Source organism: Sphingopyxis sp. KK2, from assembly GCF_001990265.1.
Lineage (GTDB): Bacteria > Pseudomonadota > Alphaproteobacteria > Sphingomonadales > Sphingomonadaceae > Sphingopyxis.
On the sequence record NZ_LYVN01000096.1, the window covers coordinates 1 to 15942 of the forward strand.

Consider the following 15942-nt stretch of genomic DNA (forward strand, 5'->3'; position numbering starts at 1 on the left):
ACCCCGGTAAGGGCATCAAAATTCCGTCGCAGGCGACGTTAGCCCGCTACTTATGCAGCCACCCATTCAAAAAGTCAAGGAATTCCTTGGTTTTGCGAATGAGGCGGGGCGGCGTTGAGTGCCAATTGAACTGGCGGGTAATTGTCAGTGAACGCAAACTGTGATTCCGTGACATGCACCGAAGCTAAAGTGGGAGGGGATCATGGTCTGGTTCAGGGCTTTCCTCGTGACGTGCACGCTGTCGATACTCGTTTATACCGGGGTCACGATAAGCGCGCACGGATGGAACCTCTTACCGATATTCTTCGGCGACATGGCCGCCATGGCGTGGCCTGGGCAGTTCAATTTCGACTTCTTTACGTTCCTGCTGCTCTCTGGACTCTGGACCGCGTGGCGCAACGACTTCACCTTGGGCGGACTTGCGCTTGGCTTGGTAGCGGTACTTGGCGGAATGCTTTTTCTTTCGATCTATCTGACGCTGCTCGGTTTTCGGCATCGGAACGATATCGAAGCGATGATCCTGGGCATGCGAAGGGCGCGCCGCAGATCAGCGGCTGTGTCCTAGATCGCAAAATCCCGCAGGACGTTGCCAGGCACCGCGACTAGAAGCCGATCGTGGCGTTGAACGAATTATATAGCGTGTTTCCGCCATTGGGAGCGTTCGGCGCATCGCGCAGGAATCGCCCCTTGGCGAGCAGCAGGCCGTTCCATTCGAGGCGGAGGCGCTTGGGATCAGCCAGTAGCGAACGCGCGCTTCGATCTGGTGACCGGCCAAGCGTCCCGAGTTTCCGGATGTGTCGCGAACGCCGGTGGTCGAGAAGCTGTCATAGCGCGAGGCGAGCCAGAGCGGGCGATAGGCAGCAAAGGCATCCAGCCTCTTGCTTGGCGTTGCCTCGACGCGCAGGCCCATCGAGATGATGTTGGCGCGGCCGACCGCATTATAGAGGCCGGCGGGCGCGAGATCGGCGCGCCGCATGCCGAACAGCGTATCGAACCTCGTGAACTTGCCGCCGCGCCCGTCGCCGCTGGCATAGTCGAACTCGAGCGCGACCCTCGGCGACCATGGGTGCTTGAAGGTGTAACCAGCCTCGGCATGCGTGAACCACGCCGAGACATCGAGCCTGGTCGCGGTCGGCGCGAGCGACGTCCGGACCGATCCCGACTGATAGAAGGTCTCGCTTTCGAAATCGGCGCGCCCGGCAGCAGGATCGCGGTAGAGGCGCAGGCCGACCGTATCGAGCGAACGGTTGCGCGTCGCGAGCTTCGGAGAATCCCGTTCGCGGAGATGGAAGTAGGAGAGCTCGATGGCGCCGCGCTTTCCCCTGAGCTTCTTCGTGGCAAGCCCCCCCCACAGGACAAGGTCGAAGCTCTCGCGATCGAATTTGACCCTCTTGTCGACGATGTCGGGGCGATTGTCGGGAAGCCGGACTTGCGGCAGCGTGTAGATCAGTGTCGCCGACAGGTCGTCGGGCAGGGCGAGATCGGCGCGGATGCCGGTATAGCCGTTGGTCGTGTTGCGATAGTCGTCGGCGGCGACCAGCCGGCGCGACCCCAGGTTGAGCGTGAAACGGCCGGCCTGGAGCCCGAGCTTTGCCCCCGGTCCGAAAGCGTCGGGCGCCTCATAGCCGACATAGGCCTGCACCAGTTCGAGGGTGTTGACTTCGCCCGTGGTGATCGGTGTCCCGGCGTCGCCGCCATAGACGCGGCTGTCGTAGAGCTCGGCGCCGAGCTTCAACCGTCCGGTGCGATATTCGGCCGTCACGATTGTGCGAATGTTTAAGAGATCGTCGGACTCGTTGAAGCCCGCACGCGGCTGGCCCTCGATCGTCTCGTAGCGCAGGCGCGTGTTAGCGCTCAGCGTCAAACCGTCTTCGGCATAGGCGGGGGTGGCAACGAGCAGCAGAGCAGCAAAAGAAAAGCGCTTCAAACAAACCTCCTCATCCCCGCAGTCGCGGAGACCAAAAGGCAACGCTTGAGCGCACGCTGCGCTTGTCCGGGAGGTTGCTTCGCCCCGGTCCGACGTAGTTAGATGGGCAAATTCATGGCGGCAAGGAAGTTAAGTTATTCTCCAGCCAATGGCGGCTTTTCGAACCGTTGCGACGCGAAGCGGGCCGTCAGCAACCGGCCAGCTGCCGCTAATCCCTCTTCGCTATTTCCCGCGCTAGCGACAGAAATGCGGAGAGACCGGCTGAAGGGTGACGCCTCCCGGGGTAATAGAGGCAAAGCCCGGGGAAGGGCGGTGTCCAGTCTTCGAGCAGGCGGACGAGCGTCCCCCTTTTGATATCTTGCATGACGTCCTGTTCGAAAAAGAAGCCGATGCCCGCACCGGCCCGGACCGCCGCAAGCGATAAGGGAAGGTCGTCGAAGGTCATCGGACCGCTCACCTCGACCTGCGCCGTGTCTCCGCCCTTTGCGAAACGCCAACGGTAAAGCGAGCCATCGGGGAGGCGAATGCGGATGCAAGCGTGGCCGGGAAGATCGGTCGGCACCAGCGGACGCGGTCGAACGGCAAGATAGGCTGGTGAGGCGACGACGGCAAAGCGCTGGGGCTCGCCAAGAGACAGCGCGATCATGTCGGAGGGTACGAGCGAGGCGACGCGGACGCCCAGATCGAACCCTTCGGCGACGATATCGCGCAGCTGCCCTTCGGTCACCAGATCGACATGCATGTCGGGGTAGCGGCGGGCATATTCGAGGACCAGATCGGTGAAGACAGGCGAGCGCGCCGCGAAGGGCGGAGCGTTGATGCGCAGCACTCCTGTCGGCGTCGCGCGGCGCTCGCGGACGATCTCGATCGCTTCGCGGACATCCTGAAGCGAGGGGCCCAGGCGATCGACGAAGATCCGTCCAGCGTCGGTCAGCGCCACGCTCCGCGTCGTCCGGTTGAACAGCCGCACCCCAAGCTCGGTTTCGATCCGCGCGATCATGTGGCTGAGCGCGGTCGTCGACATACCCAGATCGATCGCCGCCTGCCGGAAGGATGCGCGCCGCGCCACAGCGATGACGGCATCGAAATCCCGAAGCGCCAGTCGATCCATTGTCCTGCATCCTTCATCACTGCATCCAACATTGGCCTACTTATCGGAATAATGGTTGATCGCTAATTGGTAGGCAAGCCAAACCGAAGGAGACGTAAGATGCAGACCAGTGTCCCCGTGCTGCTCGATGCGCTGCCGACGCCGATCGCCGACTATCTCGCGGCCAACGCACGGCTCGACGTTGACGCCATGCTCAAGCCCTTTGCCGCCGATGCGGTGCTCTTCGACATCGGTCGTCCGCACGCGGGTCAGGCAGCGCTCAGGACCTTGTTCGAAGAGGAGGTCGCGGCCGTGAAAGCGATCTTCGCACCCGACGACCTTCGCCATGAGAACGGCAAGATTGTTGTCGAAGGTCCTGCCCATGGCGATTTCAAAGGCAGCCCGATCCGCTTCACCTACGCCTTCCGCCTCGAAAACGAAACCATCAAGACGCTGGAGATCACGCTGTGAGCATCCAGGCTGACCCGACCGAATTTGCAGGAAAGCGCGTGCTCGTCAGTGGCGGCACCAAGGGTCTCGGCCGCGCCACCGTCGATCGCTTTCTCGCCGGCGGCGCCCGGGTCATCACCGCGGCCCGCGACAACCCCGAGCCGATCGCCGGTGTCGAGTTCGTCCGGGCCGACCTGACGACGACCGGGGGCGGGGAAAAGCTGGCCGCAGCGGCGCTCGCCCATATGGGCGGTGTCGATATCCTCGCGCACGTGATCGGTGGCTCGTCGTCGCCGGGTGGCGGCTTTGCCGCCCTGACGGACGATCACTGGCTCGCCGAACTGAGCCTCAATCTTCTGGCTACCGTTCGCCTCGATCGCCTCCTCGTTCCGCAAATGAGCGAACGCGGTTCGGGCGCGGTGATGCACGTCACCTCCATCCAGTCGGTCCTGCCGCTTCCCGAGTCGACCACGGCCTACGCCGCCGCCAAGGCAGCGCTGCGGACCTACAGCAAGTCGATTTCGAAAGAGCTTGGGCCGAAGGGCGTGCGGGTCAACAGCGTCTCTCCCGGTTGGATCTTGACCGAGTCGTCGGTTCACATGCTCGAGCGATTGCAGGCCGCCAATGGCGGTACGATCGACGACGCGCGGCAGATCGTCCTCTATGGTCTGGGCGGGATCCCGATCGGGCGTCCGGCGGAGCCCGCCGAGGTCGCCGACCTCATCGCCTATCTGGCGTCCGATCGCGCGGCCGCAATTCACGGCGCCGAGTTCGTCATCGATGGTGGCACCGTCCGAACCGTTTGAGGTCATCGACGCCGACGCTTGCATGGCGGGGCGGACGCCGGGGAGCGGCAGGCCTTAGTCACTTGCCGAGCATCTCGTTACACCGAGACGGTCGGCGACTGAATGTCCGCTTATCTTGCGACGAGCCTGGACGCTGCCTGTCCGCCACAGGCCACAACATGATGCCGCGGGCGTAACGCGAGGTCTCGCTGCTTAGGTCCAGCGCAATATGAAGTTGGTCAAGGCAACATGCGGAAATTGGACATCATCCCAAGGAATAGGACGATCGAGCGGATCTTCGTCGATCGGACCATCGATATTCTGAAAGTCGAGTGACAGCCCCGACAGCATCTGACGCGCCGTCGACATTGCCAGGAAGCGGTCAAAGGCTGATGGTGATAGATCGAGCCTGACGATATAATCGGCAGCGTGCGGGTCACGGGCGGCAAACAAGCTCCTTTGGATGCTTCCAACCCAGTCGGAACCTCCATCCTCGGCATCCACGATGAGAAGCACGCCCGTCAACGCGTCGAGAGTGCCGGGCGAGCTAGTGATCGGCTGGTCTGGCAACGCGTTGAGGGGCGCGAACACACATCGTTCCAGCTGGGCGTAATGGCCGTGTGCGCCGCCCATCTCCAGGTTCGCCGGGCCGATTTCAAATCGAAGAAATGCGGGGATGTTAGCGAAGCTGACAGGGCCGCGAAGGGCGGGGTCAGCCTGCATATCTTCTGTTGGCATCATAGGCCTCGAGTTCGAGCGGGGACTTTTCATGTCCAAACTGCATCAGCTCCAGCACATATTGCCTCGCATAGGCAGCAAAGCTGCCGCTCCGCTCGATCTGCATTACATGCACGAGTTCGTGCGCCAACCGCGGCCGATCGAGCGAAAAGCCCTCGCGGACCCAGATGGTGTATCCAAAGGCCTGCGCATTGTTGATGATGCCCGGACCGATAAAGCCGAATTTTTCGCCGGCAGCCCTGATCTCGGGGTTGTCGGTCGGGAAGGGTACTTCATCCACATACACCAGCCGCACCCTCTCCGCGTGTTTGATGCCGATGTCCGCTGCAAGGCGGGCCTGATCCGGATCCAGGCTTTCGCCTGTCGCCTGTCCGCGTTCTTCTATTCCTTCCGCCCATCGCACATAATAGTCCATGAACCTGCCCAGGAATTCATCCTGGCTCGCCGGGATTGCGCTGGCATGCACTGATTGGCTGTCGGCTGCCAGCAATGGGGGCGTTGCGCTCAGGGCGCAAGCAATCAGCCCCGCGCAAATCATGCCTGGCTTCCGTATCCCGGATCTCTGCAAGTTAGCCTCAGAAACAGCCTCATCCTTGCTATGTTTCACTTCTTCGACCCCTTATTGGTGAAATCTCTGCGGTCACCGTGCTGGCTTCGAAGCGCCGACGCTGATCGGTGAGGCGGGCTGCTAAGCGTTCTTCGTGCCTTCGTCGAGACCGTAAAGAGGAAAGCTCGCGCCCTACCGGTGGGAGACGTGACTTGATGCCGCGATCTTTTCTCGCCCCAAAGCCGAGCGACAGCTAGCGATCAGGCTCAGCGAAAGCGAGCAGCGAGGATGCCAGATTATCCCGGACTGCGCTGCGCGCAATCAGTGGCTAAACTGCGCGAAAAAGTATCAGGATGAGCGGCGTCGATCGTCACGGCGCGCCTGTAAGCTGAAGTCCCGTCACGGCGACGTCCAGGTAACCTTGGCTTCATATTGCCCGTCGACCGGATTGCCGCCGGCATCCGTCGCGGCCGTGAAGCGGGCTCGGCGCATGAAGGTCGTGCAGACTGGGGGGCGCTTACTGTCTCCGGGATGAGCCGACTGTTCCGGGAACGGTCCCGTTCTGCCGTTTGAAGCAGCGGACGTCCTTATTGAAGGTCGCTTTCGGTGACCTTAAACTCGCATTCCAGATCGAGTTCTTCGCTGTCATCGCCGCTCAGGTTCGACCTTCCGCTATTCGGACGTTCGCCTCGCGGCGGCCGATCAATCCATGCTCATGCCAATCGAAATCCGGCGCGCTGCGGCAGTGATCTGCGGTGCCAGCGCGAGAAGCTGCTCTTCGCGCAGGCGGTCGGACGCGCCCGTAATCGATAGCCCCGCAAAAGGTCTGCCGCGCTTGTCGAATATGGCAGCTCCGATGCTGCTGCTGGCAGCGGGCGGAACCCCGACCGATATCGCGAACCCGCGATCGCGAATGCCGGCAAGTTCCTGACGCAGCTCCGTCGCCGGGATGATGTCGGTCTCCGATTTCCGCCGATAGCGGGGCGTCTGCAGGTAGCTTGCCAGTTCGGCTTCGGGCAGGTGCGCGAGGACCGACTTGCCGCTGCTCGACCAGCTGAGATCCCAGCTTGTTCCGACGGGAAGGAAGATATTCACGCTGTTCACACCGTCGATGCGCTCGATCAGCACGATATTCTCCCCATCCACCAATCCAAGATGAATGGATTCACCCGTCTGGTGCCGAAGGGCATCCATCACCGAGAGGGCGGCCATTCGCAGGCCGCTTTTCCTTTCGATCGCGCGGCCGCCGACCGCAATCGGTCGCATCGAAACCGACCAGAGGGGGCGGCTGCCGCCGTCGCGTTCGAGCCAGCCGAATGTCTCCAGCGCGAGGAGCAGGCGATGTACGGTCGCCTTGGGCAGGGCGAGGCGTCGTGCCAGATCGCTTGCACCGATCGGCTGCCATTCGGCGACGCGCTCGATGAGCCGGAGCGCGAGACCAACCGGGCGCGACGCTCCCCTGGGATCGGCGTCGTCGGACGCGCGCCCATCGTCAGCACTGCTTTGCGCTTCACTCATCGAACCTCCCTGCCGCCATACCGTTCGGCGCGCCCGCGATAGCGCTACACCCAAATCGTCCGGCCTAGAACTGATTTAGCGTCCCGTATAATGGGACAAAGTATTATATAAAGAGACAATATCAATTGACGTTGGACGAAATTGCCGTCACCCCAAATGCACTGCCCGACTCGGACGGAAGATCCGCCAAGTCGCGAGCAGACCAGGGTCACGCCGGGAGAGGGCGGGATCGACGGCGTGAATCCGCAGGATAGCGGACCGGTGCCATCGGCTTCCCCACCGCTTTGTTCCGCGAAGAACCGGCAGGGCTTCACGCCCGCTCAGGCGGGCAATGGAAGGGGATGAACAGGATGAAACGCAATTTGATCCGCGCCGCGATGGCCGTGATGCTGACGACGGCAAGCTCGGCGGCGCTGGCACAGGAAAGCGCCACTTCGGGTGCCGCGAGCGACGAAGGCGGGATCGCCGAAATCGTCGTGACCGCGCAGAAGCGCGAGGAGAATCTTCAGGATACGCCGATCTCGATCGTCGCCTTCGGCTCGGACGCACTCGAACAGAAGGGCGTGAGTTCGCTCAATGACCTGTTCACCGGCGGCATCCCGTCGCTCCGCATCTCGCCCTTCCTCGGCCGCGCGTCGGCCGTCTCGATCGGCATGCGCGGGCTTGTTCCCGTCGACGCGACGCAGGTCACGCGCGATCCGACCGTCGGCATCTACATCGACAGCGTTTATGTCGGCCGCGTCTCGGGGCTCGGCATGGAATTGTCCGACATCGAGCGGATCGAAGTCCTGCGCGGACCTCAAGGCACGCTGTTCGGCCGCAATACGATCGGCGGTGCGGTGAGCGTCGTCACCAAGCGTCCGACCGGCGAATTCGGCGTCGATGTGAAGGGAGGTATCGGCAATTACGACAGCCGCACCGTCGCGGCGCATGTGAACCTGCCGCGGATCGCCGGGATCGCGATCAAGCTCGACGGCCTCTACAGCGACCGCGGGGGGCTGGTCCTCAATCCCAACCCCGATTTCCACGACTATTCGGAAATCCGCAAATACGGCTTCAAGGCGACGGCGCTGTGGGAGCCGGCGGACAATCTCTCGATCCTCTATTCCTATGATCAGTCGCACGACAAATCGACGAGCAACTACAGCGATATCACCGCGACCGACCAGGCGGCGGCGCTGCGTCCGAGCTTCATCACCTTGCGCGAAGGACGCGTGCGGACCGCAAGGATCGGCGTGCCGGTGCTCCGCAATCCGCAGCGTGCGCGCGGCCACTCGCTGATCGCCGAATGGGATGTCGCCGACAAGCTGACGATCCGGTCGATCACGGCATGGCGCGACTTGAAGTCGGTGCAGTGGGACCAGGATACCGGCGGCGTCACCGCCTGGGGGCCGAACCGTCCGTTCGGACGCCTCAGCTATGCGCTGGTCGACCAGAATCAGTTCAGCCAGGAACTCCAGTTCGTCGGCGATGCGGGCGATTTCAAATATGTTTTCGGCGGCTATTATTTCAACGAGAATGGGGCCGATGAGGCGACGGTTTACTCCTCTGCTCGGTTGAATGCGACGAACACCGGCATCGTCCTGCTGCCGCAAATCCTACCCGATTCCGGCGTAGGGAATACGCCTGACCGTGCGGCGCGGGTGAACGTGAAATCGAAAGCGCTGTTCGGACAGGTCACCTGGTCACCGATGGCGCTGCTCGGCCTGCACGTAACCGTCGGCGCGCGCTATACCGACGACCACAAGGACGGCTATCTGACCGCCATCCGCGGCGTCGATCCGAACCTCGCCTTCGAGTTCAACTCGAGCCGCTTCGACCCGATGGCGACGATCGCCTATGATTTTTCGAACGACATCAACGCCTATGTGAAGGTCAGCCGCGCCTATCGCGCCGGCGGCGCGAACACGCGCTCGTCGATCCTGCGCCCGTTCGGCGAGGAGGAACTCGTCGCCTGGGAAGCCGGCCTGAAGGCCGACCTGTTCGACCGGCGCGCCCGGCTCAACATTGCCGCCTATACGAGCCGCCTTTCGAACCAGCAGGTTGATTTCATCAACCCTGCCTTCGTCTCGAACACCGAAACCGTGAACGCGCCCGAGAAACGCCGGATCAAGGGTGTCGAGGTCGACCTCACGCTTGCGCCCGTGCGCGACCTGCTCTTCGGTGTCAATTATGTCTACACCGATGCCCCTGCCACACCCGTGCGGAACATCTTCTCGGGCGTGATCGAGGAGGTGAGCTCGGCCTTCACGCCGAAACATGCGGTGACGCTGACCGCCGATTATACCTTCCCGCGCTTCTCGTTTGGTGAACTCAGGCTCCACTTCGACGCGAACACGGCGGGCGATTATTTCGCCAACAGCACGGTCAACTACAAGGCCGAGAGCGCCTTCCTGGTCAACGGGCGGCTCACCCTCGGCGACATCGATGTCGGGGGCGGGACGCTCGACATCGCGCTCTGGGCGAAGAATCTCACCAACACGACCTATAATTATTTCGATTTCCGCGTCGCCAGTCGCAACACGACGACGCGGTACAACGATCCGCGCACCTACGGCCTCGAAGCGCGCGTCCGATTCTGATCCTCAGGAGACTATCATGACCTTTCGCTTGACCCTTCTTGCTGCCGCGATGCTGGCGTCTGCAAGTCCCGCATCGGCGCGCAATATCGTCATCGGCAACGACGATGGTCTCACGGCCAATGTGAAGGCGCTATACGACGCGCTGAAAGCGGAAGGCCATGATGTCATCGTCGCGGTTCCCTGTTCGCAGCAGAGCGGCATGGGCGGCGCGCTCAAGTTTCTGCAGCCGCTGGGGCCGCTGGCCGCCGATTGCGTGGCCGGCGCTGCAAAGGCCGGCGATCCGGGGGCGGGGCCTATGACCCGCGCCGGGCTTGGCAAGGACTTCTATTATGTCGACGGGACGCCGGTGATGGCGATGCTCTACGGTGTCGATGTCGTGGCGAACGAGCGATGGGGGAAGGCCCCCGACCTGGTGCTGTCGGGTCCCAACATCGGGCAGAATTCGGGAAGCATCGTGGTCAGCTCGGGGACCGTCAGCGTCGCCCAATATGCGATGATGCGCGCTATTCCGGCGATCGCGTTCAGCGCCGGAGAGAATAGCGCGAGCGGCGCGGACCTTGTGAATCCCCTCTCGACGCTCGTGGCGAAGCGGTCGCTCGAATTGATCGACAAGCTGGAGGCCGCGTCGCATGGCGCCGCCTTGCTGCCCGCGGGGACCGGGCTGAACGTCAATTTCCCTGACGCGCCGGAGGTCGCGGCCTGGAAACTCGCGAAGATCGGGACCTATATGAAATATGATCTGAAGTTCGTTGCGGACCTCCCTGCGGCCATGGGCAAGCCGTCGGCGGCGGGGCAGCCGCCGCTGCCGGGCCTCTTCGCCCGCGTCTCGGACCAGGCGCCGGCGCCCGGCGAGGAGGGCGACGAGGCCGTCGTGGCGACGAAAGACATCGCCGTCAGCGTGATCCAGGTCGCTTACGACGCGCCCGCCGGGGAACGGACGGACATCGCGAAAATGTTGGATGGTCTCGTGAAGTAGGCGCCGCCACGGGCTGAAAGCCGCGTCGCCGGATGAGCGTTCCGCTATGCGGTGCTCGCCTCGTTGCATCGCGGCCGTGCACCGCCAATGCGGGATCAGGCGAGCAGGCGCCTGAGAAAATAGACGCGGAACAGATCGAGCAGCGCCTCGGCGGTCTCGTTGTCATTCGCATGCGCGACGACCTGCAATCCGCCGTCCGGTGCGGCGGCGAATTCGAACGGATGGAGACCCGTCAGTCGCAGCGCCGTGGGATCGAGCCCGTCGCGGCGCAGGGCGGCGTGCGCGGCGTCGTCGACCGAAAGCCCGATCCAGATGCCGGCGCTACGCGCTGCGATCTCGTCGAGATCGCCGTGCTCGCTCGCGATCAGAAGCTCGGCCCTGCCGTCCATTGATTCCCCCTGTCCGATCCTTCGTCCCGGTCGATGTCCGGACACGGCGGACCGCCCCGTCCGCGAATCCGGCGATTGTCTGCTGAGCCTTGCTCCGATCATTCGCCGCTGGCCATGCCAATTTCGATGAAGCGTTCAGCATTATTTCTTTAGCCGCGGTTCGTTCCCTACGCACCGCCGGCGATCATCCCGGCGCCGGAGTGAGCCGTCTGGCCAGGCGCGAAACGCCGCGCAACGGATCCCCGTCGCTTTTTTCCCCGCCCGCTGTGCGGGCTCCTCGCGGCCCGCGTTCCGCGTCCAAAAAAGCGCCGTTGCTCCGCCCTCCGCATGCGCTGCGGCCCTGCGGGTGCGCGCCGTTTCCATGCGCCTGTCCTGTCTCTGCTCACGCTCCGGGGATGGTCTCCGGCAGCGATGAAGGAGACGAACAATGGCAGCCATCGGCTTTGTGAACGGCACCATCGAAAAAGGTTTCGTTGGCCAGCTCAAGACCCTCTCGATCCGCGCAAGCATCGAGATCAGCCCCAATCGCAGCAAGGGTAACGACGTCCAGCCCGATTTCCGGGTTTTCTCCGAAGGCGTCGAGATCGGCGCCGGATGGGTGCGCATCGGCGAGGTGTCGGGCAAGACCTATGTCTCGCTGAGCCTCGCAGCGCCCGAATTCGGTCCGCGCCGGCTCTACGCGAACCTCGGCCGGGCCGCGGGTCAGGACGATGACGACACCTACGCCGTCATCTGGAACCCGGCCGACTGACGGTCGGACCCCGCGTCCGCCACGGCGGGCGCGGGGCTTACCCTTTTCGTTGTCACACCGTAATATTCGGCTAGGATTCGAAAGACATGAAAACCGATCTCGACCATCTTCCGGGCAGCAAGCAGCAGGACCTTGCGCGCATCGTCGAAATCCTCTTCGCCGAGTTCGAAGATGCGACCGCGCTCGCCACGCAAAAGTGGAAGAAGCAGGGTCGCATCCTCAAGGTCATCCTCTACGGAAGCTATGCGCGCGGCGACTGGGTCGCCGATCCGGTGGGCGGCTATTATTCGGATTACGATATCCTCGTCGTCGTCAACGACGAGCGGCTGACCGATCCGGTCGATTACTGGTACAAGGCCGAGGACCGCTTCTTGCGCGACTATGGCGTCACCAAGAAGCTCTCGGCCCCGGTCGGCCTGATCGTCCACAGCCTGACCGACGTGAACCAGCAGCTTTCGCGCGGACGGCCTTTCTTCATCGATATCGTGCGCGACGGGATCGTGCTTTACGAACTCGGCACGCAGGCCTTCGATACGCCGAAGCCGCTGTCGCCCGAAGAGGCGAGGGAAGAGGCGCAGGCGTACTTCGACAAGTGGTTTAAGAGTGCTAGTGCTTTCCTTCGGAACGCCGGTTACGCGATCAAAGACGGCGAAAATAATCTTGCGGCCTTCCTGCTGCATCAGGCCACCGAGCATTTCTATCACACGGTGCTGCACGTCCTGACGCTCTACAGCCCGAAATCGCACAAGATCAATTTCCTGCGCGATAAATCGGAGGACATCGCCCGCGATCTGATCCCGGTCTGGCCGCGAGACAGCAAGTTCGGTCGTCGCTGCTTCGAGCTGCTCCAGCAGGCCTACGTCAACGCGCGCTACTCGCCCCACTACAAGATCACCGCCCCCGAACTCGAATGGCTCGTCGAGCGTCTCGAGCTGCTGCAGGCCGAGGTGAAGGCCGTCGCCGTAAAGCGTCTGGCGGAAGGCTCGTTGCCGTGAGTGCGGCTGACGAGCCGTCGGGCGTTACGCCCGACCGCAAGATCGCACTGCTGATCGACGCCGACAATGTCTCGCACGCGAAGATCGGTGAGATGCTCGCGGAACTTTCGAAATATGGCACCGCGAACATTCGCCGTGCCTATGGAAACTGGGCGAGCGACAGCCTCAAGGGCTGGAAGGACAAGCTCCACGACTTCGCGATCCGGCCGATCCAGCAGTTCAATTACTCGACCGGCAAGAATACGACCGACATAGCGCTCGTCATCGACGCGATGGAACTGCTCCACACCCAGAAACTCGACGCCTTTTGCCTCGCGTCGAGCGATGCCGATTTCACGCCGCTGGTCATGCAACTCCGGGCCAATGGCCATGAGGTTTACGGCTTTGGCGAACGCAAGACGCCGAGCCCCTTCGTCAACGCCTGCACGGCTTTCCTGTATCTCGAAAGCCTCGAAGCCGCGGCGCCCGCGGCATCATCCGACCCCGCTCCCGAGCCGGCCGCAAAGGCAAAACCGACAGCGAAGGCAAAGTCTGCAACCGCAAAAACGGCGGACAAGTCGCTTGCGATGGACGCAAACCTCGTCACGATTTTGCGCGGTGCGGTCGAAGCGGTCGCGCGCGATGACGGATGGGCGTCGATGTCGGCGGCCGGCAGCGCCGCGAAGCGACAGGCGCCGATCGATCCGCGCAATTATGGCGCGAAGAATTTTCCCGCCCTGTTCGCGGCGACCGGGCTTTTCGACATCGTGAAGGTGGAAAACGGGCAGGGCTATGTCGCCGACAAGCGCAACAAGGATCGAGCCGCGAAACCCGCCACGTAATTCGCTGCGACAGCGATCCGGAGCTTATGATGGCCAAGAAGCCAATCAAGAAACCGATCAAGAAAACGCCGAAAGTCTTCCTCGACGCGAATGTCGTGATCGGCGCGGGCAAACCGCCGGGCGGTCCGGAGATCGCGCGCGTCGTCGACCTAGTCGAGGCCGGACTGATCTCGGTGCTGACGACCGATCTCACCACTACCGAAGTAGCGAAAAAGCACGTCGAGAATGATTTCGAGACGATCAAGGCGATCAGCCAGCCGCATTTCCGCAAGATCGTCGAGGGCGCGACCGGCGTTGCTCTTCCCGTCATCAAACGGCCCGAGCTTCGCGAGAAGCTGAAGGCCGTCTACGAGAAATCGACCGCGGAGATGTTCAAGTCGCTGGAGGCCAAGACGCTCCAGATCGACGATGTGAAGCCTTCGATCGTGTTTGACGACTATGCGGCGGGGGAAGGGTTTTTCGCCGGCGACGGCAAAAAGGATCAGTTTCCCGATGCCTTCGCCTTCGAGTGCCTCAAAGGAGAGGCATCGAAAAAGCATCCGGTGATCATCGTATCGAGCGATGGAGATTTTGAAGGTCCGGTAAAATCGGCGGACCATATCTCTCTTGTGAAATCGCTGCCCGAGCTGTTCAAGTCGCTCGGGCTGGAGATGGTCGCTCCCGAACTCGATGCGTTTTTCGCCGCCCACAAGGACGATCTGGTCGCACGTGTCGACAAGGAACTCAACGCATGGGGGCTGCAGAGCGACGACGTCATGGACGCGGAAGTCTACGAGATCACGGCCAATTCGGTCGAGATTACGAAGCTGACCGCTTTCAAGTCGATCGAAGCGGGCGGCTCGATCCTCGTGGTGGGCACCATAGAGGTCGAAGCGATGATTTCGTTCACCCATCCCAACTGGGATGAAGCGATGTATGATTCCGAGGACAAGGTGCTCATCCCCTTCGAGGACGAAAGCGGGGAGACAGAAGTTTCGCTGACGATCGAAGTCGCCATGTCGATCGCGGTCGATGAAGGGAATGCTGACGAAATTGAGGCGCTCCGGTTCCGGAACGGCGATTTCCAATATGTGACCCTCTATCCGCCGGACATGTACAAATAGCGTTTTAATCACCGCCCGGCCGATTTTCAGGCGAAGTCACAGCGTGTCGAAAAGTCGGGGCTGAAGAGGGGCGGTTAAGGCCGCTCGGGCTTCGAGTGCCGCGCCGACCGCCTGCCGATAGTGAACTGTTCCGCATCGCTCGGCTTCCTCGAAGCCGACGGGAGCCCATTCCTCGCCTGGATAGCAGGCGTCGTAGATCGCGCGCGCGGCAGCGCGCAGCCGCACATCGTGCTGCACTTTCGTCTCCATTGCTCTCGAATCGCCGCATGGTGCGGCACGGCTTATAAATAGAACATAAGAAGAACATTTCTGCAATGCGGAGGCAGGGTCGATTTCGCCATACGGCGTCTGCGACCCTGTCGGGGACCGTTCGAACCAGCCACCGATGGCACCACGCGGCGCGATGGCGCGCCCGACATCGAGGTGCCCGACCATGGCCGAACCGCCCGACGATCCCGCCAATGCCCGCGCCGCGCAGGCGCGCAGCGGCTCGCCTTTCCTGAGCCCCGATCAGGCCGCCTACTATCTCGGTGTATCGTCGCGCACCTTGCAGGAATATCGCACCGCGGGAACCGGGCCGCGCTTCCGGCGCCATAGCCGGCACATCCGCTATCATATCGACGACCTCGACGCCTGGTCGCGGAGCGTGGGCGAGGCGGGCGACAATGCGTAACCGAGCGATCCTCCTCGCCGGCGGCACCGTTGCGCTCGTCGCCGCACTTATCGCGACGACGGCGCTGCCGCCGCGTCCGCGCCTGCTGTGGAACGCGAGCGCCAGTGCGCCGGTCGGCCTCTGGCGCGTCGCGCCCGATACCCCCGTCGAACGCGGGGATATGGTGGTCGCATGGGCGCCCACGCCGTGGCGCGGGCTCGCGGCGCGGCGCCATTATCTGCCCGCGAACGTCCCGCTCCTCAAACGCGTTGCCGCCGGACCGGGCGATCGGGTTTGCGCCTTCGAAGCGTGGATCTTCATCGAAGGACGCCTCGCCGCGACCCGGCTTCGCGCCGATCGCGCCGGGCGGCCGCTGCCCTGGTGGCACGGTTGCCGGACGCTCGGAAATGGCTCGATGCTCCTCCTGATGGACGACCCGGGTTCTTTCGACGGCCGCTATTTCGGCCCGACCGCGCGAGCGAACATCGTCGGCAAGGCGACGCCGCTGTGGCTCCGCTGAAGCTCTTCGCGGCCGCGATCGCACTGTTCGCGGCGGTGCCCGTTCATGCGCAGCCGGTCGAGCGCTGGCGGCCGCACATCGAAGAAGCCTCGGCGCGC

At 62.9% G+C, this 15942-nt stretch carries 18 protein-coding genes; 11 read left to right on the plus strand and 7 right to left on the minus strand.

The features are described from left to right. The first annotated feature begins 202 nt into the window (after positions 1-202). Complete coding sequence (locus tag B1A78_RS15135; protein ID WP_077147763.1) at positions 203-565, plus strand: hypothetical protein; 363 nt, start codon at positions 203-205, stop codon at positions 563-565. Here the strand turns inward: B1A78_RS15135 and B1A78_RS15140 are convergent. After that, on the minus strand, positions 548-1927 hold the full coding sequence (locus tag B1A78_RS15140; protein ID WP_256838551.1) for an alginate export family protein: 1380 nt from the start codon (positions 1925-1927) through the stop codon (positions 548-550). The two genes, B1A78_RS15135 and B1A78_RS15140, sit on opposite strands and share 18 nt — an antisense overlap. Before the next feature lie 208 nt (positions 1928-2135). Further along, positions 2136-3038 (minus strand): LysR family transcriptional regulator, encoded by a 903-nt coding sequence (locus B1A78_RS15145; protein WP_077147764.1) that lies wholly within the window; start codon positions 3036-3038, stop codon positions 2136-2138. A 99-nt stretch (positions 3039-3137) separates the two neighbouring features. Here B1A78_RS15145 and B1A78_RS15150 point away from each other — a divergent pair, with 99 nt between their 5' ends. Then, on the plus strand, positions 3138-3488 hold the full coding sequence (locus B1A78_RS15150; RefSeq protein WP_077147765.1) for a nuclear transport factor 2 family protein: 351 nt from the start codon (positions 3138-3140) through the stop codon (positions 3486-3488). Then, complete coding sequence (locus B1A78_RS15155; protein WP_077147766.1) at positions 3485-4273, plus strand: SDR family oxidoreductase; 789 nt, start codon at positions 3485-3487, stop codon at positions 4271-4273. Before B1A78_RS15150 ends, B1A78_RS15155 begins: the two co-directional genes overlap by 4 nt. Positions 4274-4465: 192 nt before the next feature. On the opposite strand, the gene B1A78_RS15160 is transcribed toward B1A78_RS15155, so the two are convergent. The 3 genes from B1A78_RS15160 to B1A78_RS15170 all read right to left on the minus strand — a co-directional run bounded on the left by B1A78_RS15160 (position 4466) and on the right by B1A78_RS15170 (position 7055). Beyond that, on the minus strand, positions 4466-4993 hold the full coding sequence (locus B1A78_RS15160) for a hypothetical protein (RefSeq protein ID WP_144037857.1): 528 nt from the start codon (positions 4991-4993) through the stop codon (positions 4466-4468). Beyond that, positions 4965-5480: a hypothetical protein gene (locus B1A78_RS15165; RefSeq protein WP_077147768.1), complete on the minus strand. Its 516-nt coding sequence runs from the start codon at positions 5478-5480 to the stop codon at positions 4965-4967. Before B1A78_RS15165 ends, B1A78_RS15160 begins: the two co-directional genes overlap by 29 nt. 759 nt (positions 5481-6239) lie before the next feature. After that, positions 6240-7055 (minus strand): IclR family transcriptional regulator, encoded by an 816-nt coding sequence (locus B1A78_RS15170; protein WP_077147769.1) that lies wholly within the window; start codon positions 7053-7055, stop codon positions 6240-6242. Between the two features lie 350 nt (positions 7056-7405). Here B1A78_RS15170 and B1A78_RS15175 point away from each other — a divergent pair, with 350 nt between their 5' ends. Both B1A78_RS15175 and B1A78_RS15180 read left to right on the plus strand, forming a co-directional pair. Next, complete coding sequence (locus tag B1A78_RS15175) at positions 7406-9637, plus strand: TonB-dependent receptor (protein WP_077147770.1); 2232 nt, start codon at positions 7406-7408, stop codon at positions 9635-9637. 16 nt (positions 9638-9653) lie between these two features. Then, complete coding sequence (locus B1A78_RS15180) at positions 9654-10613, plus strand: 5'/3'-nucleotidase SurE (protein WP_077147771.1); 960 nt, start codon at positions 9654-9656, stop codon at positions 10611-10613. A gap of 95 nt (positions 10614-10708) precedes the next feature. Here B1A78_RS15180 and B1A78_RS15185 read toward each other — a convergent pair whose 3' ends face one another. Next, a complete protein-coding gene (locus B1A78_RS15185; RefSeq protein ID WP_077147772.1) occupies positions 10709-11002 on the minus strand; it encodes a hypothetical protein in 294 nt (97 codons plus the stop codon). A gap of 427 nt (positions 11003-11429) precedes the next feature. On the opposite strand from B1A78_RS15185, the gene B1A78_RS15190 reads away from it, so the two are divergent. The 4 genes from B1A78_RS15190 (at position 11430) to B1A78_RS15205 (ending at position 14672) form a co-directional block, all read left to right on the plus strand. Further along, a complete protein-coding gene (locus tag B1A78_RS15190; protein WP_077147773.1) occupies positions 11430-11753 on the plus strand; it encodes a DUF736 family protein in 324 nt (107 codons plus the stop codon). Positions 11754-11839: 86 nt separating this feature from the next. Next, complete coding sequence (locus tag B1A78_RS15195; protein WP_077147774.1) at positions 11840-12748, plus strand: HEPN domain-containing protein; 909 nt, start codon at positions 11840-11842, stop codon at positions 12746-12748. Continuing rightward, a complete protein-coding gene (locus B1A78_RS15200) occupies positions 12745-13569 on the plus strand; it encodes an NYN domain-containing protein (protein ID WP_077147775.1) in 825 nt (274 codons plus the stop codon). The genes B1A78_RS15195 and B1A78_RS15200 overlap by 4 nt, the downstream gene beginning before the upstream one ends. Positions 13570-13598: 29 nt before the next feature. After that, the gene (locus tag B1A78_RS15205; RefSeq protein WP_077147778.1) at positions 13599-14672 is read left to right on the plus strand and encodes a PIN domain-containing protein; all 1074 of its coding nucleotides are present in this window, start codon (positions 13599-13601) and stop codon (positions 14670-14672) included. Positions 14673-14708: 36 nt separating this feature from the next. Here B1A78_RS15205 and B1A78_RS23370 read toward each other — a convergent pair whose 3' ends face one another. Next, entirely contained in the window at positions 14709-15107 is a 399-nt protein-coding gene (locus B1A78_RS23370) for a hypothetical protein (RefSeq protein WP_372236887.1), read from the minus strand. Here B1A78_RS23370 and B1A78_RS15215 point away from each other — a divergent pair. Together B1A78_RS15215 and B1A78_RS15220 are read left to right on the plus strand one after the other, a co-directional pair. Then, positions 15106-15345 carry a helix-turn-helix domain-containing protein gene (locus B1A78_RS15215; protein WP_077147777.1) on the plus strand — a complete coding sequence of 80 codons (240 nt, stop codon included), beginning with the start codon at positions 15106-15108 and terminating at the stop codon, positions 15343-15345. The two genes, B1A78_RS23370 and B1A78_RS15215, sit on opposite strands and share 2 nt — an antisense overlap. Continuing rightward, entirely contained in the window at positions 15338-15844 is a 507-nt protein-coding gene (locus B1A78_RS15220; RefSeq protein ID WP_083734211.1) for a S26 family signal peptidase, read from the plus strand. The genes B1A78_RS15215 and B1A78_RS15220 overlap by 8 nt, the downstream gene beginning before the upstream one ends. Positions 15845-15942 lie beyond the last annotated feature (98 nt).

Coding starts and splice junctions, on each gene's coding strand:
- B1A78_RS15135 (WP_077147763.1), top strand. CDS start 203: ATGGTCTGGTTCAGGGCTTTCCTCGTGACGTGCACGCTGTCGATACTC.
- B1A78_RS15145 (WP_077147764.1), bottom strand. CDS start 3,038: ATGGATCGACTGGCGCTTCGGGATTTCGATGCCGTCATCGCTGTGGCG.
- B1A78_RS15150 (WP_077147765.1), top strand. CDS start 3,138: ATGCAGACCAGTGTCCCCGTGCTGCTCGATGCGCTGCCGACGCCGATC.
- B1A78_RS15160 (WP_144037857.1), bottom strand. CDS start 4,993: ATGATGCCAACAGAAGATATGCAGGCTGACCCCGCCCTTCGCGGCCCT.
- B1A78_RS15170 (WP_077147769.1), bottom strand. CDS start 7,055: ATGAGTGAAGCGCAAAGCAGTGCTGACGATGGGCGCGCGTCCGACGAC.
- B1A78_RS15175 (WP_077147770.1), top strand. CDS start 7,406: ATGAAACGCAATTTGATCCGCGCCGCGATGGCCGTGATGCTGACGACG.
- B1A78_RS15180 (WP_077147771.1), top strand. CDS start 9,654: ATGACCTTTCGCTTGACCCTTCTTGCTGCCGCGATGCTGGCGTCTGCA.
- B1A78_RS15185 (WP_077147772.1), bottom strand. CDS start 11,002: ATGGACGGCAGGGCCGAGCTTCTGATCGCGAGCGAGCACGGCGATCTC.
- B1A78_RS15190 (WP_077147773.1), top strand. CDS start 11,430: ATGGCAGCCATCGGCTTTGTGAACGGCACCATCGAAAAAGGTTTCGTT.
- B1A78_RS15195 (WP_077147774.1), top strand. CDS start 11,840: ATGAAAACCGATCTCGACCATCTTCCGGGCAGCAAGCAGCAGGACCTT.
- B1A78_RS15205 (WP_077147778.1), top strand. CDS start 13,599: ATGGCCAAGAAGCCAATCAAGAAACCGATCAAGAAAACGCCGAAAGTC.
- B1A78_RS15215 (WP_077147777.1), top strand. CDS start 15,106: ATGGCCGAACCGCCCGACGATCCCGCCAATGCCCGCGCCGCGCAGGCG.
- B1A78_RS23370 (WP_372236887.1), bottom strand. CDS start 15,107: ATGGTCGGGCACCTCGATGTCGGGCGCGCCATCGCGCCGCGTGGTGCC.
- B1A78_RS15220 (WP_083734211.1), top strand. CDS start 15,338: ATGCGTAACCGAGCGATCCTCCTCGCCGGCGGCACCGTTGCGCTCGTC.